18 protein-coding genes are annotated in these 22,400 nt (G+C 45.2%); 7 read left to right on the plus strand and 11 right to left on the minus strand.

Going from position 1 to position 22,400, the window contains the following annotated elements; genetic code table 11:
* Positions 1-9: 9 nt before the first annotated feature.
* On the minus strand, positions 10-1,092 hold the full coding sequence (locus L3V31_RS03020) for an efflux RND transporter periplasmic adaptor subunit (protein ID WP_237314602.1): 1,083 nt from the start codon (positions 1,090-1,092) through the stop codon (positions 10-12).
* 104 nt (positions 1,093-1,196) lie between these two features.
* Positions 1,197-2,078, minus strand: a complete 882-nt coding sequence (locus L3V31_RS03025; RefSeq protein WP_237314603.1) for a LysR family transcriptional regulator — start codon at positions 2,076-2,078, stop codon at positions 1,197-1,199.
* A 235-nt stretch (positions 2,079-2,313) separates the two neighbouring features.
* Here L3V31_RS03025 and L3V31_RS03030 point away from each other — a divergent pair, with 235 nt between their 5' ends.
* Positions 2,314-3,348 carry a spermidine/putrescine ABC transporter substrate-binding protein gene (locus tag L3V31_RS03030; protein WP_237314604.1) on the plus strand — a complete coding sequence of 345 codons (1,035 nt, stop codon included), beginning with the start codon at positions 2,314-2,316 and terminating at the stop codon, positions 3,346-3,348.
* A gap of 94 nt (positions 3,349-3,442) precedes the next feature.
* Here L3V31_RS03030 and tyrS read toward each other — a convergent pair whose 3' ends face one another.
* The 4 genes from tyrS to ppsA all read right to left on the minus strand — a co-directional run bounded on the left by tyrS (position 3,443) and on the right by ppsA (position 9,049).
* Positions 3,443-4,696, minus strand: a complete 1,254-nt coding sequence (tyrS, locus tag L3V31_RS03035) for a tyrosine--tRNA ligase (protein ID WP_237314605.1) — start codon at positions 4,694-4,696, stop codon at positions 3,443-3,445.
* A gap of 81 nt (positions 4,697-4,777) precedes the next feature.
* Entirely contained in the window at positions 4,778-5,584 is an 807-nt protein-coding gene (locus L3V31_RS03040) for a LuxR family transcriptional regulator (RefSeq protein WP_237314606.1), read from the minus strand.
* A 123-nt stretch (positions 5,585-5,707) separates the two neighbouring features.
* The gene (locus tag L3V31_RS03045; protein WP_237314607.1) at positions 5,708-6,487 is read right to left on the minus strand and encodes a hypothetical protein; all 780 of its coding nucleotides are present in this window, start codon (positions 6,485-6,487) and stop codon (positions 5,708-5,710) included.
* A 192-nt stretch (positions 6,488-6,679) separates the two neighbouring features.
* Positions 6,680-9,049: a phosphoenolpyruvate synthase gene (gene ppsA / locus L3V31_RS03050; protein WP_237314608.1), complete on the minus strand. Its 2,370-nt coding sequence runs from the start codon at positions 9,047-9,049 to the stop codon at positions 6,680-6,682.
* A gap of 340 nt (positions 9,050-9,389) precedes the next feature.
* Here ppsA and L3V31_RS03055 point away from each other — a divergent pair, with 340 nt between their 5' ends.
* Positions 9,390-10,223, plus strand: a complete 834-nt coding sequence (locus L3V31_RS03055; protein ID WP_237314609.1) for a pyruvate, water dikinase regulatory protein — start codon at positions 9,390-9,392, stop codon at positions 10,221-10,223.
* Positions 10,224-10,337: 114 nt separating this feature from the next.
* Here L3V31_RS03055 and L3V31_RS03060 read toward each other — a convergent pair whose 3' ends face one another.
* Positions 10,338-11,594 carry an adenylosuccinate synthase gene (locus L3V31_RS03060; protein ID WP_029825740.1) on the minus strand — a complete coding sequence of 419 codons (1,257 nt, stop codon included), beginning with the start codon at positions 11,592-11,594 and terminating at the stop codon, positions 10,338-10,340.
* Between the two features lie 107 nt (positions 11,595-11,701).
* Between L3V31_RS03060 and L3V31_RS03065 the strand changes: the two genes are divergently transcribed.
* Positions 11,702-12,568, plus strand: a complete 867-nt coding sequence (locus L3V31_RS03065; protein WP_237314610.1) for a LysR family transcriptional regulator — start codon at positions 11,702-11,704, stop codon at positions 12,566-12,568.
* A 99-nt stretch (positions 12,569-12,667) separates the two neighbouring features.
* Here the strand turns inward: L3V31_RS03065 and L3V31_RS03070 are convergent, their stop codons facing one another.
* Complete coding sequence (locus L3V31_RS03070) at positions 12,668-14,038, minus strand: xanthine/uracil/vitamin C permease (RefSeq protein WP_237314611.1); 1,371 nt, start codon at positions 14,036-14,038, stop codon at positions 12,668-12,670.
* 110 nt (positions 14,039-14,148) lie between these two features.
* Positions 14,149-15,768 carry an acyl-CoA synthetase gene (locus tag L3V31_RS03075; protein ID WP_237314612.1) on the minus strand — a complete coding sequence of 540 codons (1,620 nt, stop codon included), beginning with the start codon at positions 15,766-15,768 and terminating at the stop codon, positions 14,149-14,151.
* Positions 15,769-15,965: 197 nt separating this feature from the next.
* Between L3V31_RS03075 and L3V31_RS03080 the strand changes: the two genes are divergently transcribed.
* Positions 15,966-18,320: an ATP-binding protein gene (locus L3V31_RS03080; protein WP_237314613.1), complete on the plus strand. Its 2,355-nt coding sequence runs from the start codon at positions 15,966-15,968 to the stop codon at positions 18,318-18,320.
* Between the two features lie 9 nt (positions 18,321-18,329).
* Positions 18,330-18,968 carry a response regulator gene (locus L3V31_RS03085; protein ID WP_237314614.1) on the plus strand — a complete coding sequence of 213 codons (639 nt, stop codon included), beginning with the start codon at positions 18,330-18,332 and terminating at the stop codon, positions 18,966-18,968.
* 163 nt (positions 18,969-19,131) lie between these two features.
* Here L3V31_RS03085 and L3V31_RS03090 read toward each other — a convergent pair whose 3' ends face one another.
* A complete protein-coding gene (locus L3V31_RS03090; RefSeq protein ID WP_237314615.1) occupies positions 19,132-19,626 on the minus strand; it encodes a MarR family transcriptional regulator in 495 nt (164 codons plus the stop codon).
* Positions 19,627-19,748: 122 nt separating this feature from the next.
* Here L3V31_RS03090 and L3V31_RS03095 point away from each other — a divergent pair, with 122 nt between their 5' ends.
* A complete protein-coding gene (locus L3V31_RS03095) occupies positions 19,749-20,666 on the plus strand; it encodes a DMT family transporter (protein ID WP_237314616.1) in 918 nt (305 codons plus the stop codon).
* Positions 20,663-21,256, plus strand: coding sequence for an NAD(P)H-dependent oxidoreductase (locus tag L3V31_RS03100; protein ID WP_237314617.1), 594 nt, complete (start codon positions 20,663-20,665; stop codon positions 21,254-21,256). The genes L3V31_RS03095 and L3V31_RS03100 overlap by 4 nt, the downstream gene beginning before the upstream one ends.
* Positions 21,257-21,495: 239 nt before the next feature.
* On the opposite strand, the gene L3V31_RS03105 is transcribed toward L3V31_RS03100, so the two are convergent.
* Complete coding sequence (locus L3V31_RS03105; protein ID WP_237314618.1) at positions 21,496-22,200, minus strand: GntR family transcriptional regulator; 705 nt, start codon at positions 22,198-22,200, stop codon at positions 21,496-21,498.
* Positions 22,201-22,400 lie beyond the last annotated feature (200 nt).

Consider the following 22,400-nt stretch of genomic DNA (forward strand, 5'->3'; position numbering starts at 1 on the left):
GAGTCGCACCTATAGGGTCTTGATGGTTAGCGTTGGGGTGACGTCACCCTCGCTCAGGTAGTGGCTGCCACTGACGACGACATAGTCACCTTGCACAAAGTTGCCAGTGACACATGCTTGATAGGCGTCGATTGATTCCAGATTCACGGGTTCTTCGTGTACAATTTGGTCGCGTACGACATTGACGTGCAGGCTAGCTTTTTCGCCCAATACGGCAGAGTAAGGGAAACAGTGACTCGATGCCTGTTGCGTGAAGTGGGTATTCACCGTCACCGCTTTACCGTTAAACAAGTCGGTAGATGCTGAGTCGACATCTAAAGTCACGGTATAGGTTTGTTTCAGCATGTGTTTCTTAGGTGCAATTTCACTGACAATAGCGCTATAGGATTGTTCTGTACCATACCAGGTTAACGCAGCATCTTGACCTAAGGAGAAATCTTGAATCATGTTCTCTGGTACATCGATATCGACTTCCCAGTTTCCATCCTGCTGTAGCGTCACAACCGATAGTCCCGGACTGGTTTGCTCAAATTGTTCTACGTTGACTTCGCCAATGATGCCAGAGAACGGAGCGCGTAACTCGGTGTAACCCAGTGAGTCTTTCGCACGTTGAATATTTTTCTCAACCACTTTCACCGACGACACACTGCGTTCGTAGTTGCTGATCGCACGGTCAAGGTTCACGCTTGCAATGGCATCTTCCGATGTGGCTTGTCTAACACGCTTTAACTCCGCTTTCGCTAACTTATGAGCCGATTTTGCTTCTAACATGCGTGCTTCAAGTTCATCTAGCGACACTTGGTAGTCATGTGGATCAAGACGAGCGATCACTTGCCCTTTCTCGACATGATCCCCTTTTTTTACCAATACGCTGGATAATGTGCCCGGTACTCGGAAAGAGAGAGCCGCTATGTCTTTGGCTTCGACAATCCCACTGAATGATTTTTCCAGCGTTGAATTGTCGCCAGATACCTCAATTACTTGGATTGGTCGTGATACAAAGGATTCCTGAAGAGGTTGTTGCGTTTGGTTACAGCCAAACAAAGCAAAAGCAACACTACTCAGTGCTGCTGTTTTTATTACGTGATTCATAAGATAGCTCCATAAGTTCGGCGCTATCTTATAGATGGGAGGTTCTTAGATAATCATGTGTGAGCATGAATCAATGTCACGAAAATTGTGACAATAAAAACGTGCTACAGATGTTTTGGTATTCTATTGCACAAATGTTCGATAAGTAATCGACTGGCCTGATTCAATGTCTTTGGTTGAGGGTAAAGAAGCCAGCCCGTCTCTTTAGTGACAGAGTAGTGAGGCAATACTTGCACTAAAGCCCCTGATTCGATCTCTTTTTCGACCAGTACTTTGGCGATGTAACTAATGCCTCGATCAAGGACTGTAGAGCTCTTAATAAAGCCAATATTGTTGGAGATAAGCTTGGGGTTCACCACAATATTTTGTTCTTGGAAGTGCCAATTATTATCTATAGCGCCGCTTGGCCAACGAAAACAAATGGATTGGTGTTCACTCAGCTCTTCCAAAGTTGTTGGCGTGCCATGTTTCTTGAGGTATTTAGGTGACGCAACCACACAGCGATCTAAGGTCAAAATTTTTCGCGCCACGATATCAGAATCAAACAATGCGCCACCATGAACCGCAATGTCCAACCCCTGTTGGAACATATCGATAAAGCCATTAGTAATGTTGCGCACATCCAACTCGACCTGAGGGTATTGATCTTGAAAGTCAAACAATATGGGCTGAATCAACTCATAGGTCTCTGGTAAAAGACCCAGTTTCACTTTGCCTCGTACTTCTACGCTTTCACTACTGGCTTGTTCATTGGCGGAGTCGAGTAATGTCAAAGCTTTTTGCAGATCCTGGTAATACACATTGCCTTTGTTCGTGAGTGACAAGCTTCGCGTGGTGCGGTGAAACAGTTGAGTACCAAGATGGCGTTCTAGTTCGCCAATGCGTCGACTGACATTGGCGCGAGGAAGATCGAGAGCATGTGCAGCAGCCGTAAAACTGCCTAGTTCAACCACTTTCGTGAACAGTTTTAAATCATCAACTCTCATCAGAGTACTCCAATATTTAAACGTCAATTTAAACATTTATATCCAAACGACTTCAAGGTGCCCGTCACTTGGGCGTTTCTAAAGTGATGAAGCTCTGAAGCCTGCATCTTGAGATCGCTCGAGTATAAAAATTTTTACTTTTAAAGATTAATTTATTTTTCTTTTATTTGGTTAATTATTAACTAATTATGCACCCGAATCCCAGCGCGTCGCTGGACTGGTTGGATTGCATACCATGAAACTTATTATCAAAGGATTGGGGCTGAGTGCACTTGTTCTCAGTATGTTTGCTCATGCAGAAACGAAAACACTGAACGTTTATGCGTGGGGCGGATATTTGCCGGAAGCGTCATTAAAAGCATTTGAAAAACAAGAAGGTGTGACGGTTAACTATTCGACCTTTGAGAATAATGAATCAATGTATACCAAGCTGAAATTACTCAAAGGCTCAGGTTATGACGTTGTGTTTGCCTCTGCGTACTTCATTGAAAAAATGGGAAGAGAAGGCCTGTTAGCTAAGATCGACCATGAGCAGGTGCCAAACATGCAAGACACAATGCAAGGTTTGCTAGGGCAAGCTCACGATCCTAACAATGATTACTCACTGCCGTATATTTGGGGCGTCTCTGGGATCAGTTACAACGAATCGATGGTAGAGCAACCTGTGACAAAATGGGCAGACTTATGGGATGCGCAGTATGAGCAACAGGTGATGTTGATTGATGACATTCGCGATGTTTTCGGCATGGCTTTAAAAATGAACGGCCACAGTGTGAACAGCAAAAATGAAGCGGAAATCAAGCAAGCTTATGAATCGCTGGTGGCGTTGAAAAACAATGTACTGCTTTATAATTCAGATGCACCACAGGTTCCGTATGTGTCGGGAGAAACCTCGGTTGGAATGCAGTGGAACGGTAATGCTTACCAAGGTCAGGCAGAAATGCCAGAGCTGAAGTTCGTGATGCCAGCAGAAGGGGCAGTGTTGTGGATGGATAATTTCACCATTCCATCAGGTAGCGAAAATAAAGTGTTGGCTCATAAGTTCATTAACTTTATGTACCAGCCGCAAAACCAAGCAGAAATCGTCAATAGTTTAGGATACGCCTCTGCAACGAATGCTGGACGTAATCTGTTGCCTGATGAACTGAAAAATAACGCGACTATTTTCCCTGCGGAAGACGACTTGGAAAAAGGCGAGTTCATTAACGATGTTGGCGCTGAAACTTTGGCGATTTATGAGAAATATTGGCAGAACTTAAGAACTCAATAACGATAACAGGCGCGATTGCGCCAACTTGAAATCGCTTCGTTCAGGACTCTGAACACCCCTCATCATTGATGTGATGAGGGGTATTTTTTATCTACTAAACGGCTCGCGTCACCAAACAGAAATGCTTCTTGCCGCGCTGTAGTAGCCAGTATTGGTCGAAAAGTGGAAAACTCAGACTCGGCTTCTCGCTGGAGACTTTTTCTCCGTTAACACTAATGGCATTGTTCCCAATCAGCTCTCTGGCGATGCGTTTTGAACTTGCTAAGCCTGATTCAATCAGCAGTTCCACCAAATCTTGTTGATTACTTTTAATGCCTGGTAAGCCATCCAACTCAAGCTGTTTTAATTCACTTAAACTCAATTGTTGTACATCACCACTAAACAGCGCTTGAGTAATGCGCTCGGCACTCGCTAAGCCTGCTTCACCGTGAACAAAGAGTGTCATTTGTTCCGCAAGAATGCGTTGTGCTTGGGGCTTACCTTGGCTTGATTTATCTTTTGACTCTATTGCGGCAATCTCTTCACAACTTAAGAACGTGTAGTAGCGTAAGAAGTGGTATACATCGGCGTCTTCCGCTGCCAGCCAAAACTGGTAAAACGCGTAAGGAGAGGTTTTGCTTGGATCTAACCAAACTGCGCCGCCTTCGGTTTTGCCAAATTTGGTGCCATCGGATTTGGTAATAAGCGGTAATGTTAAGCCAAACACTTGCTCACCATTTTGACGTCGTGTTAAGTCTATTCCGCTGATAATGTTACCCCATTGATCATTTCCGCCGATCTGTAATCGACAGCCGTGTTGACGGTTGAGTTCGGCAAAATCGTAAGATTGTAAAAGCGCGTAACTAAACTCTGTAAAAGAGATCCCTTGCTCAGGGCGCTGCAGGCGTTGTTTCACTGAATCACGGTTGATCATAGTATTGATAGAGAAGTGCTTACCCACATCGCGAAAGAAGTCGATCACATTGATCTGCTGCATCCAGTTTGCATTGTTAACCAACAGCATTGGCGTCGCCAGTTGAGGGTTCATCAATTTTTGGATTTGAGTGGAAAGGTCATTTACCCAGCCAGCAACGGTTTGTTCTGAATTAAGACTGCGCTCGGTGGCTTTAAAGCTAGGGTCGCCAATCATGCCTGTTGCACCGCCAATCAAAGCGATCGCTTGATGTCCTGCATCTTGAAAGCGCTTGAGCATAATTAGCGGTACAAGATGTCCTATATGCAGGCTGCCTGCGGTTGGATCGAAACCACAGTATATGGTTTGTGGCTCTGACAAAAGAGTGTGAATTTGTTCTAAATCACTGGCCTGTGCGATGAGTCCTCGCGCTTGTAAATCTTCAATCAATGTCATTGTCTTATCCGCATGAATTATTGTTTCATTCAGACTAATGCGCGACAGTACTGATCGACATATCCCTAAAGGGATAGTTTGTTATCTCTTACGGGTAATCAGGTGATTTAAAAACAGTTGAAACAGCTCGCCAAGTGAAGAGATTTTTAGTTGCGAGTAGATGCGTTTTCTATGATTTTTGACGGTGCCTTGCACCAGATCCAGTCGAGTCGCAATTTCTTTAGTATCAAACCCCTGAACAAGCAGTGTGGCGACTTCCTGCTCACGCTTGGTTAGCAGCGTTTGCCCAAAAGACGCCAATGCAGATTCAATTGCCGCGCGCATTTGTCCTGAATAAGCATTAGGACTGAACACGGGCTCGGCGAGGGTGAACTCCGTTTGTTTCCAGTGCTGTTGACATAAAGATTGGATGATAACGAAGTAAGATTTGAGCTTCGCGACGTGTGGCTTGGTGAAGCGCTTGTCTTCTCGCATAAAGCCGAAGTAGAGCATCACCCAACGCGTTGGCTCTATCTCTATCAGCATGCTAAGTTCGTCCTTCCAACCTGTTTGATGGTAGAACTGCTCGCAATACGCTTGGTAATCGAGGTCTTTACGTACTACATCTTTGAGCGTGAAGATGCCTTGTTCTTTGTTGGCATCTAGCTTTTGATAGAAAGGGTCGTTTTGGAATGACGCTGTGAGGTAACGCTGGAATAAAAGTTCACGTTCATTTTCAATCGAATCATAAAGATAAATAGGGTGTTTGTTTTCACGATACCCCAGTATCACTGCGCAATCAAAATCGAATAAAGCGCTGATCACCCGCATTAACTTCGGAGTGAAGTTGGGCGTATTTAAGGCAGAAATAGCATCTGCGAGTAGCGGGTTAAAGTGAGTGTCAGGCATGCGAAGTTGAAATGAAGTGATTTCATGTAAGCATAACGAAAACCGATTCATCGAGAAAGGGGGGCGTCGCCGTTTGCTTTGACGATGCTCCCCTTAGTTTCTATTTTCTATTTCATAGCTTGCTTATTGAGAGTTGGTTAGCTCCTCGTTGACCCAGTATTTAGAGCCAGACACATTGGCATCGATTAACAGGCCCTTTGAGTTCAACTGGTATACCGCTACACCACTGTTAAAGTGCGTGCTGAGTTCTTCACCCTCTTCGCCTGCAAGGGCCGTTGCTTCGCTGGACGCTTCCCAGCCATCACTGATGAAAGAGTCGAAATCTTTTTGGTTTTCAAAAAGAACCACTTGTTGATAAAACTTGCCGCCAGCGCCGAGTGCTAAGCCCATCCCGAACAAATTCATGTACGTGCGTTTCTCTGTCTCTTTATTTACTGCCACGCCAGAGCCTGAGTTGGTGTGGAACAGTAAAGACAACTTGCGAGAGTCAAATACCGCGTAGCCATATGCTTGGTCGTAGAGTGTTTTCGCTTCCGGATTTTCATTGAAGAGTTTGAACATGGTGCTGTCAGCCATCAAATCGACTGCTTGTCGTGCTTCTTCTGGCGTGTCGCCCTCCATCAGTTCATCAATCTTTTTATCCGCGATATCAATCCATTCTTTGCTCTTTTCAATACTTGCATCTGTCCATTCACCAGCCGTATTTATCGCTTCTTCTGACCAGTTCATAAAATCTTGCCAAGCTTGTTTGGAAAACGTTTTAGTACTGTCCCAAGCCTCTTGCGCGCCTTCTGCAACCGCATCACCCAGTTCAGACATTTTAGTGGAGATTTTATCCCAGTCTGCGTGGGCGGGTGAGGCAAGTAACATAAGTGTTGTTAAGATAACGATCGGCTTTTTCATCGGCTTCAATCTCTTGCGAAATGGATTTCTTTTCATTCTAGGTGAAAATTCGCAGTGGGAAAATTATGGGTGACTCTAGGTTGAGAATATTGTCACGAACTCACGCAATATTGACATAATATCTTGCTACAGAATGCAAAAAGCCCCCAAACCGAAGTTTGAGGGCTTAAGATTAGGTAACGCTACAGCGAATTATTTGCTAACTTTACCTAGCTGTAACCAAGTATCGATAACCGTATCTGGGTTAAGTGATACTGAGCTGATGCCGTGTTCCATCAACCATTCCGCTAAATCTTCATGGTCAGAAGGACCTTGACCACAAATACCTACGTATTTACCTGCTTTGGTTGCAGCGTCGATTGCCATTTTCAGCATGATTTTAACTGCTGCGTTACGCTCATCAAACAGGTGAGCGACATCACCAGAGTCACGGTCCAGACCAAGCGTTAGCTGAGTCATATCGTTTGAACCGATAGAGAAGCCATCGAAGTACTTCAAGAACTCATCAGCCAGTAGCGCGTTTGACGGTAGCTCACACATCATGATGACTTTCAGACCTTGGTCGCCACGACGTAGGTCGAACTTAGCCAATAGGTCAATAACTGACGCTGCTTCGCTTGGAGTACGAACGAATGGGATCATGATCTCGACGTTCTTCAGGCCCATTTCGTTACGAACACGTTTGATTGCTTGCGTTTCTAGCTCGAAACAGTCTTCAAACACTGGTGAGATGTAACGAGATGCACCACGGAAGCCCAGCATTGGGTTCTCTTCATGTGGTTCGTATGATTTACCACCAACCAAGTTGCTGTATTCGTTCGACTTAAAGTCAGACATACGAACGATGACGCGTTTTGGCCAGAAAGCTGAAGCGATAGTCGCGATGCCTTCTGTCAGCTTGCTTACGTAGAAATCGATAGGATCTTTGTAACCACGGATACGCTGTGTGATTTCCGCTTTTAGCTCATCGCTTTGATCGTCAAAGTTCAGTAGCGCTTTCGGGTGAATACCGATCATCTTGTTGATGATGAATTCAAGACGCGCAAGACCAACACCTTCGTTTGGAATCTGAGCGAAGTCGAATGCACGATCTGGGTTACCCACGTTCATCATTACTTTGGTTGGTAACAATGGCAGTTCATCGACAGAAGAACGTTTCACTTCAAAATCAAGGTCACCTTGGTAAACGTAACCTGTTTCACCTTCTGCACAAGAAACGGTCACTTCGATACCGTCAGTCAGTTTGCTGGTTGCATCACCACAACCTACGATAGCCGGGATGCCAAGTTCACGTGCGATGATCGCTGCGTGACAAGTACGGCCGCCACGGTTAGTTACGATAGCCGACGCCTTTTTCATTACTGGTTCCCAATCTGGGTCAGTCATGTCAGTAACCAGTACGTCGCCGTCTTTAACCAGTGACATTTGGTCTAGCGAATCTACTAAACGTACCTTACCTTTACCGATGCGTTGACCGATCGCACGACCTTCAACTAAAACGTCTGCTTTGTTGTTTAGCTCGTAACGCTCGATAACGTTCTTCTCGCTTTGAGAGCATACGGTCTCTGGACGAGCCTGAACGATGTAAAGCTTACCGTCGATGCCATCTTTAGCCCACTCAATGTCCATTGGACGTTTGTAGTGTTTTTCGATGATCATCGCTTGTTTTGCAAGCTCTTTGATTTCTTCGTCGTTTAGAGAGAAAGTGTTGCGCTCTTCATCTGACGTATCAATGATGTCTACTTGTTTACCAATCTCTTGGTTGTTTGAGTAGATCATTTTGATTTGTTTAGAACCGAATGTTTTCTTCACGATTGGGTGAGCACCCGCTTCTAACATTGGCTTGTGAACGTAAAACTCATCTGGGTTAACGGCACCCTGAACCACCATTTCACCCAGACCCCAAGACGAAGTGATGAATACCACTTGGTCGAAGCCAGATTCTGTGTCCAGAGTAAACATTACGCCTGAAGAAGCTTTGTCAGAACGCACCATGCGCTGAATACCTGCTGACAGCGAGATACCACGGTGGTCAAAACCTTGGTGTACACGGTAAGAGATAGCGCGGTCATTAAATAGAGAAGCGTAAACGTGCTTCGTTGCTTCCATTACTGCGTCAATACCCTTTACGTTTAGAAAGGTTTCTTGCTGACCAGCAAAGGATGCATCAGGTAGGTCTTCCGCTGTTGCAGAAGAGCGAACTGCAACTGAAAGTTCAGGGTTACCTTCAACCAATTCTTGATAGTTTTCACGGATATCTTGTTCAAGATCCGCCGGGAAAGGGGCATCTAAAACCCATTGACGGATGGTTGCGCCTGTCTTACGCAGAGCTTCCACATCCTCAACATCCAGTTCATCGAGTAGTTGGTGAATACGATCATCCAAACCTTCATGGTCCAGAAATTTATTGAACGCGTATGAGGTTGTCGCAAAACCATTTGGAACAGAAACGCCAACGTTAGCTAGGTTAGAAACCATTTCACCAAGCGAAGCGTTCTTACCGCCGACTTTGTCGACATCATTCATGGATAGGCCATTGAACCAGAGGGTGTTCTTTTGCATGTCTTTCTCCAGAAACATTGCAGCTTTTGTAGGGGGACTTAAGTCAATCTAAACAAATGCTTACTCGTTATTGTCAGTTAAAATTACTGATGGTGTTGTTATAAATTGTGTAACCAGAGTAATGAGCTACGGCAATCTATGATTCACTATGAGCGACTTTTTCCGCACAATTTTCGACCATTTACTTGTTCAGGTTGATATCAAAGGCAATCGATTACGTTCTTGCTAAAAAAAACTCAACGAATTTTCAAAGCTGTGGGGAACCTAACTGAAAGCCAAACTGATTTATTAATATTATGTTGACCATCCTACTCAAAATATTTTGAAATATTAAACAAAAATGCAAACAAATACCCAAAGTCGTGATGTATTCTATGTTTCTGATGGTACGGCGATAACATGTGAGACATTAGGCCATGTTGTTCTCGGTCAATTTTCATTCATTCCTAATGAAAAAACCTTTCCTTTTGTGGAAACACCAGACAAAGGATTGGATGTTGTAAAAGAAATAGAAGCTTCCTATCGTCGAAATGGCGTTAAACCTCTGGTGTTTTTCTCAATAGTTGTGCCACAAATACGGGAAATGCTGCACGCTGCCCCGGCTTTCAGTTACGATGTGCTTGAAAGTATTGTGCAAAAGGTTCAGGACGACATTCAGATGGCACCCGCGCCAAAGTTACAGCGTTCACGAAGTGTGGGGAAAGACTCCGATACCTACTTTGATCGCATTGCTGCAATCGAATATACGCTCGCCCATGATGATGGCATTACATTAAAAGGTTTGGAGCAGGCAGATATCATTCTTCTGGGTGTATCGCGCAGTGGCAAAACCCCAACCAGCTTATATATGGCAATGCAATTTGGTTTGCGTGTGGTGAACTACCCGTTTATTGCGGAAGACGTAAAAATGCTGCGTTTATTGCCTGAGTTTGAGGTGCATCGTCATAAGCTATTTGGCTTGACCATAACCCCTGAACGTTTGAATGAAATTCGTGAAAATCGTTTATCGGGCAGTGACTACGCCAGTGAAGAGCAGTGTAAGTTGGAGTTGAATACGGTTGAAGCGTTGTTCCGAAGAGAAGCGATTCCTTATATCAATACCTCCTCGCTTTCGGTTGAGGAAATTTCGACTCGAATTCTGGAAAAGGCCGGAATGAAGCGCCGGTTGGTTTAAAAGGAAACCGTTCTAAAACGAAACGGCTTTCAGTCAGGTTTCAAACGATAAAAAAAAGCGGCTTCACCCCGGAACAGATAGAAGCCGCTGCCAAAAGACGTGTTAAGTCACGTCTTAACGCATAATCATTTGCTCACGACCAGGACCAACAGACACCATCTTCACTGGTACACCCATTAGTTCTTCAATACGCAGTACGTATTTCTGTGCCGCTACTGGTAGCTCTTCAAACTGACGACATCCTGTGATGTCTTCGCTCCAGCTTTCCATTTTCTCGTAGATTGGTGCCAGTGCCGCCGTTTGAGGCCAGATTGGGTTTTCGCTGTGGTCGCCTTCGTAGCCAACACAGATTTTAAGATCGTTAAGACCAGTCAGACAGTCTACTTTGGTTAGTGCGATTTCAGTCGCTGCTTGCAGCTCAACCCCGTTTTTGGTTGCGACTGCGTCAAAGTAACCCATGTCGCGTGGACGGCCTGTTGTCGCGCCGAACTCACCTGCAAGTTCGCGGAAGGCATCTTGCTCTTCCATTGCAGTAATCAGAGTGCCAGTACCTACTGATGAACTGAATGCTTTCGCCACCGCAATCACACGCTCTGGACGAAGGGCTGGTAGGCCACTACCGATACCTGCATACATAGAGACAACATTTGAAGACGTTGTCCATGGGTATTCACCGTAAACTAGGTCACGGCCAGCACCAAGCTGCGCTTCGAATAGCAGTGTCTTGTCTTCTGCTTGCAGCTCTTTAAGTGGAAGCGTTACGTTACAGATCGCATCACGCCAAGGTGCAGATACTTCTAGTAACCAGTTCGCTAACTCTTCTGCCGTCTGTTCAAACTCAAATGTAGGGTAAAGCGCACGTAGTTGAGGTAGTTTCCAATCCATCATAAATTGAAGACGTTCAACTAATACTTCTGGTTGCTTTAACCAACCAACAAGAATGCCTTTTTTCATCACACGGTCACCGTACGCAGGTGCAATACCTTGACGAGTAGAACCATATGCTTTGTCGCCTAAACGCTGTTCTTCTAGCGTATCTTCAAGTGCATGTAGAGGTAGACACAGTGTTGCGCGATCAGAAATGCGCATATTCACTTTTACGCCCGCTTCTTCAACTTCCGCAATCTCCTGAGACAGCAACGCAGGGCTGATAACCATACCCGGACCTAAAACTGCCAAACAGTCTGGGTTGAATACGCCACTTGGAAGCTGGTGTAGCTTAAACGTGCCTAGGTCGTTAACGACGGTGTGACCCGCGTTGTTACCACCTTGGAAACGAATACTCGCAGAAGCTTGCTCTGCCAAAAAGTCAACGATGCGGCCTTTGCCTTCATCACCCCAGTTTGCACCCACAACAACGATAGACGACATAATTTGTACTCCAATAACAGACCGAAAAATCTTATGTTGTTCGCCTTAATAAGAGAAATTAATTATACTCATTACCTTGATAAGAATTTCATATCGGGTGGTGAGCAATGTTGGATTTGAATTGGTTGAGGACGTTTGTCACGTTGGCTGAAGTTAAGCATTTCGGTAAAACGGCAACAGAGCTGCATATGACTCAGCCAAATGTAAGCCTGCATATCAAGCAACTTGAGCAAGCAACACGCACTAAATTAATTGAACGAAACCCTGTACAACTTACTCAAGCTGGAAAGCGGTTGCTGAAAACCGCGCAACACATGCTGAACGAGCTGCAGATCTGTCAGTCAGATCTTAATGCGATTAATGATCTTACTCAGGGAACACTTTCGATTGCTGCCAGCGATATTGTCTCGCGCTTGTTACTTATCAAGCCATTTCAAAAATTCAAAAATGAGTATCCGGGCATCGATTTAGCACTATTTAACACCACTTCATCTCAAGCGGTGGATTTAGTTAAACGTGCTCGTGCAGATATCGGTTTTGTTATTGCTCAAAAAGAGAGTCAACCACTCCACTTTACCCCTCTTACCCAAATTCATTGGTGTGCTTTTGGCGACAATATCTTTAAGTGGCAAGAAAACAAAAAGGAAAGCCAGACACTGATTCTGCTTGGGCACGATACACGTACCCGTGAACTGATCGATGCTTCTTTGCCGGAACTGAAGCTGCCAAAGCACCGAGTGATGGAAGTAGGCAGTGTGGAAGCACAAATAGACTGGGCGGAAGCCGGTTTTGGTACCGCGATTGTTCCGGACTTTTCAATTGATCCAAGGCTGAAGTTAACTAGAGAAGTGATACCGTTGCCAAGCTTCCCTAACACAGACTTTGGCTACATCGTGCGCCAGAATCAGGTGTTATCCAAAGCGGCCAAGCATTTGCTGACTTGGGTCGGAGAAAATGTGTCGGTGGTAAGTTGATCGAGGATCGAAGGTGTGGGGTAAACATGACGGTGAAGGTGATGTTAGAAACGCAGCAGGGGAACATTACCTGTTGCGTTTATTTACTGGTTTAAGCTATCAGTTGTCGCTTACGGTTTCTCTATCTTTCTTATTGACCTGAAAACGCAGTATATGGGTACGCTCGATAAGAACATAAAGGACAACCCCAGTTACTAGTCCCCAGCTTGCACCATAGACAGCAAGAACAACGCCCATCATTCCGGCAATACCACGTTCGGTATTGTTGTTGAGCTGCTCTAGTCCTACCATCAGGCAGATGTAACCCGTTAATAGCAGAGTTAACGACAGCGCGATAGGTAATACAGGTTGGAAGAAACTAACCAGTGGAAGCGCAAAAAGAGCAATAAAACCGGTGATCCAGAATGTACCAGCGCCGCTGTAGATAGAATCCATCGCTTCGCGTCCGTGTTTATAGCGTTCGGCCATCGTCGCAGCAACCGCTGTCCACAGTGGTCCGGCTAGCCCTGGGTATGGCGCGAAGAAAGCGTGCAAGGCGTTACGAATAGCGGTGACTAAATGAACACGGTCGATATTGTTTTCAATCACTTCATCGGTACGCAGTTCATCCGCTCGCTGCATCAATGATTGACCTACAATGATGTCCCCGAAGGCAATAATGTAAGCAATGACTGCAGTTGGAATAGCCATCAGGAATACATCTAAATCCGGGAAACCAATATTGATTGGTAAGTACTGCCACATTCCGACAAAGTCTGGTTGAGTGATTCCCCATTGGATATCAGGCATTGGGTATTCACCGACCAAAATGCCCACCGAAATGGCAATGAGCATGCCCGGTACCATGCCGTAATTAACGATTTTTTTCGCCAGTGGCACTCTATCAATCAATCCTTTGAAAGAGACTGAGAACATCAAATACAGGCAGACCAAACTACCAATGCTCAGAGAGATAGGAGTGGCAGCCAGGCGTCCGCCGCTGGAGATCTCTCCCATTATCGCCGCGATCCCGGCACCGATGATGATCCCTGCCTTGAGCGAGTTCGGCACCAGTTTAACCATGGCGGAGCCTAAACGAGTCACGCCTAGGACTAAGAAGATGATAAATACCAGTAGTTGAAGAGCGAACAGGGCTTGTATCGCTTCTGGCCCCGGCTTGAAGTCTCCAAGAAACAGTAAAACCACCGGAATACCCGGAGTGATCCAGCCTGGCACAAACGGTACACCTAACATCGCTGGAATCATAAAGCCAATTCCGCATACCACTACGTAGGCCAGAGCGATGTCATAAGGTAGTCCGAGATATTTCTCTAAAAGGGGGATCATCGCTAAGCTCACTACAAACATAATTAACGCTTGTAGCATTTCCGCAAATTCCCAGCGGTAGTGAATGAAAGGCAGTCGAATTTTAAAAGGCCCCAGTGGCCAGTATGGTTGTTCGGTTCCCTGCTGTCGTTTATAAACTTGCATGGCGTCTTCCTTGTTGACGTGATCGGGGGAGTATTACTTTGCTGTGTTGCAGTAAAAGGTGGGGAAGCAATGCCTCCCGCTTTACTTATTTATTTAGACTTATTATTTAGTTAGATTTCTTTTGCCCAGTCGCGAAGAATGTACTTCTGCACTTTCCCTGTGGACGTTTTGGGTAAGTTGGTGAAGACAATGGTCTTCGGAACTTTAAAGCCAGCCAAATGCTCACGGCAGTAATCGAGTATTTCATTTTCACTCGTGAATTTATTTTGCTTAAGCGTGATAAAAGCACATGGCGACTCGCCCCAGCGTTCATCTGGTTTAGCGACGACGGAAACCTCGAGAATATCGGGATGTTTGTAGAGAACGTCTTCCAGTTCGATGGTGGAAATGTTTTCTCCGCCTGAGATGATAATGTCTTTAAGGCGGTCCTTGATCTCTATATAGCCGTTAGGGTGGCATACTCCTAAGTCTCCGGTATGGAACCAACCACCCTCAAAGGCTTCTGCTGTAGCGACCGGGTTTTTCAGATAGCCTTTCATTACGGTGTTACCTCGCATGAAAACTTCACCGATCGTTTTGCCGTCTTTGGCGACTGGTTTGAGCGTTTGCGTGTCTGCCACCATGACACCTTCAAGGGTAGGGTAGCGTACGCCCTGACGCGATTTTAGCGTCGCGCGCTCTTCAAGACTGAATTCATCCCAGCTTTCGTGCCATGCGCAGACAGTGACAGGCCCATAGACTTCGGTTAAACCATAAACATGGGTAATATTGATGCCCATTTTTTCCACATCGCCAATGACTTTTGCTGGTGGCGCTGCGCCAGCAACCATAGCGTTAACCGGGTGATCGATTGCTGCTTTGGCTTCATCGGGCATGTTAACCAGAGCATTAAGAACAATGGGTGCCCCACATAAGTGGCTGACTTTATGCTCACGGATCAGAGTCAGCACTTTTTGTGGGTCAACTCGGCGAAGGAACACATGTACTCCAGCTAAAGCGGTAATGGTCCACGGGTAACACCAGCCGTTACAGTGGAACATCGGCAGGGTCCAGAGGTATACAGGGTGATGCCCCATTGACCAAGTCATTTGGTTGCCGAGTGAGTTCAGGTAAGCGCCACGATGATGGTAGACGACTCCCTTGGGGTTACCAGTCGTGCCTGATGTGTAGTTGAGAGAAATCGCCTGCCATTCGTCTTCTGGCCATTGCCATTCGTAATTAGGATCGCCTTCAGCCAGAAAGGCTTCATAATCGAGATCACTTGTGGCTTCTTCTCCGCCGTACTCTGGATCGTTGACGTCGATAATAAGTGGCGGATTATCGATCAAAGCCAACGCCTCCGTAATCACAGCATGAAATTCGCGGTCGCAGATAAGTACTTTAGCTTCGCTATGTTTCAGCATGAAAGCGATGGTTTCGGCATCAAGTCTGACGTTCAGAGTGTTGAGCACCGCCCCGATCATAGGCACACCGAAATGGGCTTCTAGCATCGCTGGTATATTCGGTAGCATCACTGAAACGGTATCACCTTTGCCGATACCACGACCGGATAAAGCCGAAGCGAGTTGACGGCAGCGTTGATACGTTTCTGACCAGTTACGGCGAATATTTCCATGAATGACAGCAGGGTAGTCAGGGTAGACGTTTGCAGTTCGCTCCAAAAAGCTCAGTGGAGTGAGGGCAATGTGATTCACTGCGCAGTGAGTAAGATCGTTATCATAGATTGACATTAAAGATCCTTTTTTAGCTGTTGGTGATTCCGTTGTTAGATACTTCCTGTTAACAACTCAGTTCTTTAAATTTAATGTTTTATTAACATGTGGTAATTTATAACATACCTATACGAGTTATAGTAATAGCCTATAGTCTTATAGTATTTATCCTATAAACCCTTATGCTAGGTACAAAATAGCGTAAGGTTTGAGGGATGAATGTTTTGATAACCGCATCTTTGGAAGACGGCATGGAAAGTGAACGTGCACAACTTTATCTCGATTTATGGCTGAGTTTATTGAGTCAAGGGTCCGCCGCAGAGCAGGCCTCAGCCTTGCGTCGCTATGTCTCTACTTGGCCTGGTGTTGAAAAGGCCTTTTGGCTCACCTGGCAACCGTTTGATCAGGTTTATACTCATGATGATGGCGCGCCTGCTCTTCCGCCTGGGCAAGGTAATCCGCTTCGTGCCAGCGATGCTGGAATACACGAACAATTGCAGAGTCAAATCTGTGTGCCATTGCAAGATATTCGACTTGGGGACTCTTGGCTTGCCGGGCGTTTACGTCGTTCTGGTTTAGCAAACGGAGGGGTGATTTCTCTGATGCCAAAGGGGCAAACCGCCGAGGGGGAAGGGATACTGGTTATCTCAACCAAGCAGCCTAGTGATGTCGAGCCTCTGGCTGCGATGGGAGCCTTATTAAAAACTCTGCTGGCAAATCGCTCGGAGCAACCATCTGAGGGACTGCTGAAAAGTGATCCGTTTCCTACGGTGTGTTTTGATCAGCAAGCTAAGCCCAAGGCCCTGAATGTTTCAATGCAGAATCTCCTGTTTTGTCGAGCTGATTTGTCACTGCCAGATCTGTTGCCAGTTAACTACGTTCAATTAATCGCCTCTTGCCTTAATCAAGAAAGAGCCATCGGAGAAGTAGAATCTAAATTAGACGATCAGTACTTGCTATGGCAGTTTTTCCCCGACCCTTCAATGGGGTCTGTCATCGTTCGTTGTCGAGATGCAACGGAAGAGATTTTGAATAAAAGAGAGGCTGAAACTGCCTCTAGGCTTTATCGCCTGATCACGGAAAATACGACAGACTTGATCTCCCGCCATAATCCCGATGGGGGCTTTTTGGACGCTTCCGCGGCCTCTTGGACTCTATTGGGATATTGGCCTGAAGAGTTACGTAGCATGTCAGTTAGAGAGTTGGTGCACCCTAGCGATAGAGACTTACTCCTTTTGCAAATGCTTGAACCATTGGAGCGAGATGGCTACCTGACTTTGACTTATCGTATTCGCCATCGTGATGGACACTACTTGTGGTTTGAAACTGCGTTTCGTGGCATTCGGGAAACGTATACTGGTGATGTGGTGGAAATTGTCGGTATTTCACGGGATATCACCGCCAGAGTAAGAGCTGAAGAGGAAAATCGACGCTTGGCGGAAGTCGTCAGGGCCAATACGGATTTGGTATTGTTTACGGATTCGAAGTGGCAGTTGACCATGATGAACCCTTCTGCTCGTGAGGCGTTGGGGATATGTGAAGAGGTTGAACTGCCGAATCTGGCTGAGGTTCTGAGCCCTCAGGATTTTGATAGGCTTTGTCAGGAAGGTTGGGCGGAGGCTATTCGGCAGGGCGCATGGACCACTGAAGTGAAGTTAACCCCGCTGAAACAGAAAACAGGTTTTGTCGCATCGTTAGTATTACTCGCTCACAAAGGAGCCGGGGGACAATATTACTCATCGCTGGTAGCTCGGGATATGACTGAGCGAGAATTGCGCGAGGCAGAACAGAGGCGCCATCAGGATGAGTTGGCGCATACTGCACGCTTGGTTACGATGGGGGAATTGGCATCTGGTATAGCTCATGAGTTGAATCAGCCTCTAGCTGCCGTGATTAACTATGCTAACGCTAGCCAGCGTTATTTAGAAACACTTCCTCAGACTCCTAACAATGTGGCTCGTGTAGCTGAAGGGCTTCAATTGATTTGTGGCCAGGCTAGTCATGCGTCCGCTGTCATTAACCGACTCCGAAGCTTTTTGCGCAAGAGCCCACGAAATATTCAACCGTTAGATATTGATATGGTTGTGTGGGACGCCGTGGGACTTTGTGCGATCGAAGCCAGTCGGTATAAAGTCACTATTAATTATCGAAATGCAGAAAATGAGAAACGTCCACTTGTATATGGTGATGCCGTATTGTTGGAGCAGGTGTTGATTAATCTGCTGCGAAATGCCATTGATGCCAACTGGAGTGCGCACCCCCAACAAGACTCCCAGGTAGAGATTAATGTGAGTACAAATCCGCATTGGTTGTTTATTCGCGTTAAGGATCAGGGACCAGGGCTAAAGCCGGATGAGAGTGACAAGCTTTTTACCCCGTTTTATACCAGCAAACCGGATGGACTTGGGCTTGGGTTATCGATGAGTCGAACAATCGTGGAAGGTTTTGGCGGCAGTCTTGATGTTGAGCCTTCTGATAGTAGAGGATTAACGTTTTGTTGCTCATTGCCACTGCGTAGCAATAAAGATAGATCAGGGGAGAACAGTGGTCCCCGCAGCAACGCTTGTTAGGAGTAAGACATGCAGAGTGAACAGATTGTATATGTGGTTGATGATGATCCGGGAATGCTGGATTCAACGGTTTGGTTGTTTGAGTCGGTAGGGTTAAAAGCCGTGCCGTTTTCTTCCGGACAAGATTTCTTGTCGTCATGTGATCCCGACGCCAATGCATGTGTTCTACTTGATATCCGCATGCCGGGTATAGGGGGGCTACACATACAGGAAGAAATGCGTCGTCGTGGCATTAATCTTCCAGTCATTTTTGTTAGTGGTCACGCTGATGTACCCATTGTTGTGCGTGCATTTAAGTCGGGTGCTGTCGACTTTATCGAAAAACCCTACAACGATCAGTTATTGCTAGACAGTGTTCAGGATTGTCTTCAAAGCGAGCCGAGTGTGATCAGAAATAATGCTCAACAGATAATCGAGGGAAAGCTTGCTTCGCTTACTCCTCGTGAGCAGGATGTTTTTTTGCCATTGATACAAGGGTATACGAGCCGAGAGATCGCTGAAAAGTTGGAAATTAGTATCAAAACGGTCGACTTATACCGCTCTCGTATTATGAAACGCCTTGAGACCAATCATCTACCCGAATTAGTGGGTATGGCGATTGTGGCTGGAATCGTTGATCCTCTCGACTTACGTGCAAATAAAAACTGAATATCAATGTAGTGCAGCTATCATCTCTGAGTTGCTTCGGTGACAGGCTTAGCTGGTAATGGTATCGCGTGCCGAAAAGCCTTCACCAATATTGTTGGATTAACTCCGCGAGGATTTCGAAAACGATTTATCTGATTTTCAACCGAAGCTTTTTACTTCACTATCATTTTTCGTTTTCTTCACAAACCAATACTTTACGTAGTAAGTCGGCTAGCTGATTTTGCTCTTTTTTAGTTAATGCATTCAGCATGTTATCCATGTTTTCAACATGCGCGTTTAATGCAGTATCAACCAGCTCAACACCTTTTGAGGTCAAGGTGACTTTGCAGCTTCGTCGGTCTTGTTCGCTAGAAATACGCTCTACCAACCCTTCTTTTACCAACTGCTCTAAACGCGTACTGACTGCACCTGAAGAAAGCATGAGTGTCTTATATAACTCTGTGGGTGTGATACCAGAAGGATCGCTGCGACGCATCGTTGCTAAGATGTCGAACTCGATGCTGCTTAAGCCATGTTCTTTGAACACCTTATCCATCTTACTTTTCCAAGCATTACTGGTTCGGCGCAAACGTCCAATAACCCCCATAGAAGAACAATCCAGATCTGGTCTGACACTTTTCCACTGAGCCAGAATGGAATCGACACTATCCAATGACATTGTTATCTCCTGTGTAAATATCTTTTTAAAAAGATACTTGATTGTAAATTAAACATCTATTACTTTATAAAAAGTATCTTTCATAAAAGATACTTTAAGAAAAGAATTTTGGAGAAGTCAGTATGCAAGGATTACATCAGATAAAGACAATCGGTTTGACCGCGATAGCACCGATTGTCTGGGGAAGTACTTATATTGTTACAACAGAGTTATTGCCACCGGAAAGCCCGTTGCTTGCATCGACTATTCGAGCTTTGCCGGCAGGTCTGTTTTTAGTCTTAATTAGTAAGACGTTACCTGATCGCAAATGGCTGCTGCGTCTTGCGGTACTTGGTTTTCTAAATATCGGTTTGTTTTTCTACTGTCTATTCTTCGCTGCTACTTATTTACCAGGGGGGATGGCGGCGATAGTGATGTCTATTCAGCCTATGGTTGTGATCCTACTTAGCTGGAAGTGGCTTGAATCAGAGCTATCATCACGTCAAATGTTGGCTAGTGCGGTCGGAATATTGGGCATTGTCTTATTAGTCATCAACAGTGCTGTACAGATCAATTTGACGGGGGTGGCGGTGGCTTCTGTCGGCACATTAAGTATGGCGACAGGTGTTGTATTAACGAAAAAGTGGCAAAGACCCCAAGGCATGACCTTATTGGGCTTTACGGGCTGGCAACTGCTTTTTGGTGGATTCATGTTGCTGCCAATAGCTTTATGGGTTGAAGGGCTACCTGAATACTTAAGCTTGCCAAATTACATTGGGTATTTGTATCTAAGTGTGATTGGTGCGATTTTAGGCTACTCCCTATGGTTTCGAGGAATCGAGAAGCTGCCACCGATTACGGTTTCTTTTCTCGGTTTTCTCAGTAGCGTATCTGCATGTGTATTGGGCTATCTCATGCTCGATCAAACCCTTACTTGGCTTCAGCTGTTAGGGGCGATGTTTGTCCTAATTGCTATCGTTCTGGCGGCTCCTCGCGTGGCTGCGTCATCTAATAAATCTAATGACTTACTTTCTCCAAGCTTTAAAAAGGAATTAATATGAAGATTACAATTGTATCTGGTAGCCAACGTGCAAACTCGCAAAGTCTGCAAGTTGCACGCTATTTAAAGTCACTTTCTTTAGAGCATTTCAATACCGCGGACATTTTGGATTTGCATCAACTTAACCTTCCATTTTGGAACGAAGGTGTTTGGCAACAAACTGAAGAGTGGCAGCAATGGACACCAATTTCCGAGACACTTAAACACTCGGGTGCTGTGATTCTTATTACCCCAGAGTGGCATGGAATGGCGACGCCAGCGCTCAAGAACTTTTTGCTGTTGTCTACCGATGAAGAATTGGCACACAAGCCAGTACTTTTAGTCAGCGTGTCAGCTAGTGTAAATGGCGTGTATCCGATCAGTGAACTGCGCATGACGGGAAACAAGAACAACCACGCGTGCTTTTTACCGGATCACTTAATCTTTCGCAATGTAGAGGAATTGATCACTACTGACCACCAATGTACCGACCAAGCGATGCATCAGCGTAATCAGTATACACTGACGTTACTCGCCAGTTATGCGCGGGCATTGGCTCCAGTTCATCGTGATATGGTCGCTTTGGGAAAGGTATTTCGCTACGGGATGTAACAGCAATCTATGCTTTGTTTTAAGTGGTCTTATTCTACTTCTACTCCATTTTGACCAAGAATGTCAGGCTATGTATTCATTAGTACGATACGTTGATAAGTGACCTGACCAAAGACGCCTCTCTTGTGTGGCGTCTTTAGTATTTGATGTTGTCTGAAATAGCGAGAGTAACCCCAATATTAGCGCCGTTTTTAACGAAAATGCTGGGATCGTTGCATTTCACCGGAGAGCCTGGTCGGTTATTTACCGCGTTTGAGGTAATGTTTGTAAGACATCGTTTCTGGCTTCGAAACAATGCGTGTATATTCAAACACGCGTCCATCTTTAAGAATACCAACGGATGAGATACACAATAGCGGCTTGTTCTCATTTACGCCTAATATCTCACACATGTGTTGAGTGGGCATTATGGCCTCAAAGTCTTGAAATGCGCCATCAATTTCAAAACCGAGTTCGTTTTCTAGATAGGCGTATTTAGAGCCTTCTAGCGACATCACCTTCATTTTGGGGTACATCGCCATTGGCATGTATGAGTCTTCGTAAACAGAAGGCACGCCATTAATTAGTTTGAAACGACGGATAAAGTAGATTTTTTCGCCACTTTCAATGTTTAAGATCTTGGCTAGATCTTCGTCGGCATCAATAAAAGCAAACTCAACAATTTTGTACTCAAGACTGCTACTGGCATCCGTAAAGTATTCACTTGTACTTTTCAATTCCAGCATAGAGCCGACCATGGTCTTTCCAATTATGGTCGTTCCGGCCCCTTGACGCTTTTCCACTAAACCAAGCTTTACTAACTCTTCAATTGCTTTTCTGATGGTAATGCGACTGACAGAGTATTGATCAACCAATGCCTTTTCAGTTGGAAGCGTGTCACCAATCGCGAATTCATCGGAATCAATTCGGTTTTTTAGCTCCTGCATGACTTGTTTATACAGCATAAGTTACCTCTCTAATATCTGATGAAATTATCACATCGCAAATAATACAAATCAATAACCTTTACTGAGTTGTATCGCAATTATTCGGTTTTAAAGCACACAATATACGTATAAAGATTATCTATAGGTTATGTTTTGTGAGCTTTTTCTCAAAACATATCTTTTATTTGTATTCGATCACGTTTTACTTGTATTTGATT

This window comes from Vibrio sp. J1-1 (assembly GCF_021728395.1).
Taxonomy (GTDB): Bacteria; Pseudomonadota; Gammaproteobacteria; order Enterobacterales; family Vibrionaceae; genus Vibrio.

Excerpts from the sequence above, each read along its gene's own strand:
- L3V31_RS03080 (WP_237314613.1), top strand. The coding sequence starts at position 15,966 with ATGAATGTTTTGATAACCGCATCTTTGGAAGACGGCATGGAAAGTGAA.
- L3V31_RS03070 (WP_237314611.1), bottom strand. The coding sequence starts at position 14,038 with ATGCAAGTTTATAAACGACAGCAGGGAACCGAACAACCATACTGGCCA.
- L3V31_RS03055 (WP_237314609.1), top strand. The coding sequence starts at position 9,390 with ATGCAAACAAATACCCAAAGTCGTGATGTATTCTATGTTTCTGATGGT.
- L3V31_RS03045 (WP_237314607.1), bottom strand. The coding sequence starts at position 6,487 with ATGAAAAAGCCGATCGTTATCTTAACAACACTTATGTTACTTGCCTCA.
- L3V31_RS03095 (WP_237314616.1), top strand. The coding sequence starts at position 19,749 with ATGCAAGGATTACATCAGATAAAGACAATCGGTTTGACCGCGATAGCA.
- L3V31_RS03030 (WP_237314604.1), top strand. The coding sequence starts at position 2,314 with ATGAAACTTATTATCAAAGGATTGGGGCTGAGTGCACTTGTTCTCAGT.
- L3V31_RS03040 (WP_237314606.1), bottom strand. The coding sequence starts at position 5,584 with ATGCCTGACACTCACTTTAACCCGCTACTCGCAGATGCTATTTCTGCC.
- L3V31_RS03075 (WP_237314612.1), bottom strand. The coding sequence starts at position 15,768 with ATGTCAATCTATGATAACGATCTTACTCACTGCGCAGTGAATCACATT.
- L3V31_RS03100 (WP_237314617.1), top strand. The coding sequence starts at position 20,663 with ATGAAGATTACAATTGTATCTGGTAGCCAACGTGCAAACTCGCAAAGT.
- ppsA (WP_237314608.1), bottom strand. The coding sequence starts at position 9,049 with ATGCAAAAGAACACCCTCTGGTTCAATGGCCTATCCATGAATGATGTC.
- L3V31_RS03060 (WP_029825740.1), bottom strand. The coding sequence starts at position 11,594 with ATGTCGTCTATCGTTGTTGTGGGTGCAAACTGGGGTGATGAAGGCAAA.
- tyrS (WP_237314605.1), bottom strand. The coding sequence starts at position 4,696 with ATGACATTGATTGAAGATTTACAAGCGCGAGGACTCATCGCACAGGCC.
- L3V31_RS03065 (WP_237314610.1), top strand. The coding sequence starts at position 11,702 with ATGTTGGATTTGAATTGGTTGAGGACGTTTGTCACGTTGGCTGAAGTT.
- L3V31_RS03090 (WP_237314615.1), bottom strand. The coding sequence starts at position 19,626 with ATGTCATTGGATAGTGTCGATTCCATTCTGGCTCAGTGGAAAAGTGTC.
- L3V31_RS03105 (WP_237314618.1), bottom strand. The coding sequence starts at position 22,200 with ATGCTGTATAAACAAGTCATGCAGGAGCTAAAAAACCGAATTGATTCC.
- L3V31_RS03085 (WP_237314614.1), top strand. The coding sequence starts at position 18,330 with ATGCAGAGTGAACAGATTGTATATGTGGTTGATGATGATCCGGGAATG.
- L3V31_RS03025 (WP_237314603.1), bottom strand. The coding sequence starts at position 2,078 with ATGAGAGTTGATGATTTAAAACTGTTCACGAAAGTGGTTGAACTAGGC.
- L3V31_RS03020 (WP_237314602.1), bottom strand. The coding sequence starts at position 1,092 with ATGAATCACGTAATAAAAACAGCAGCACTGAGTAGTGTTGCTTTTGCT.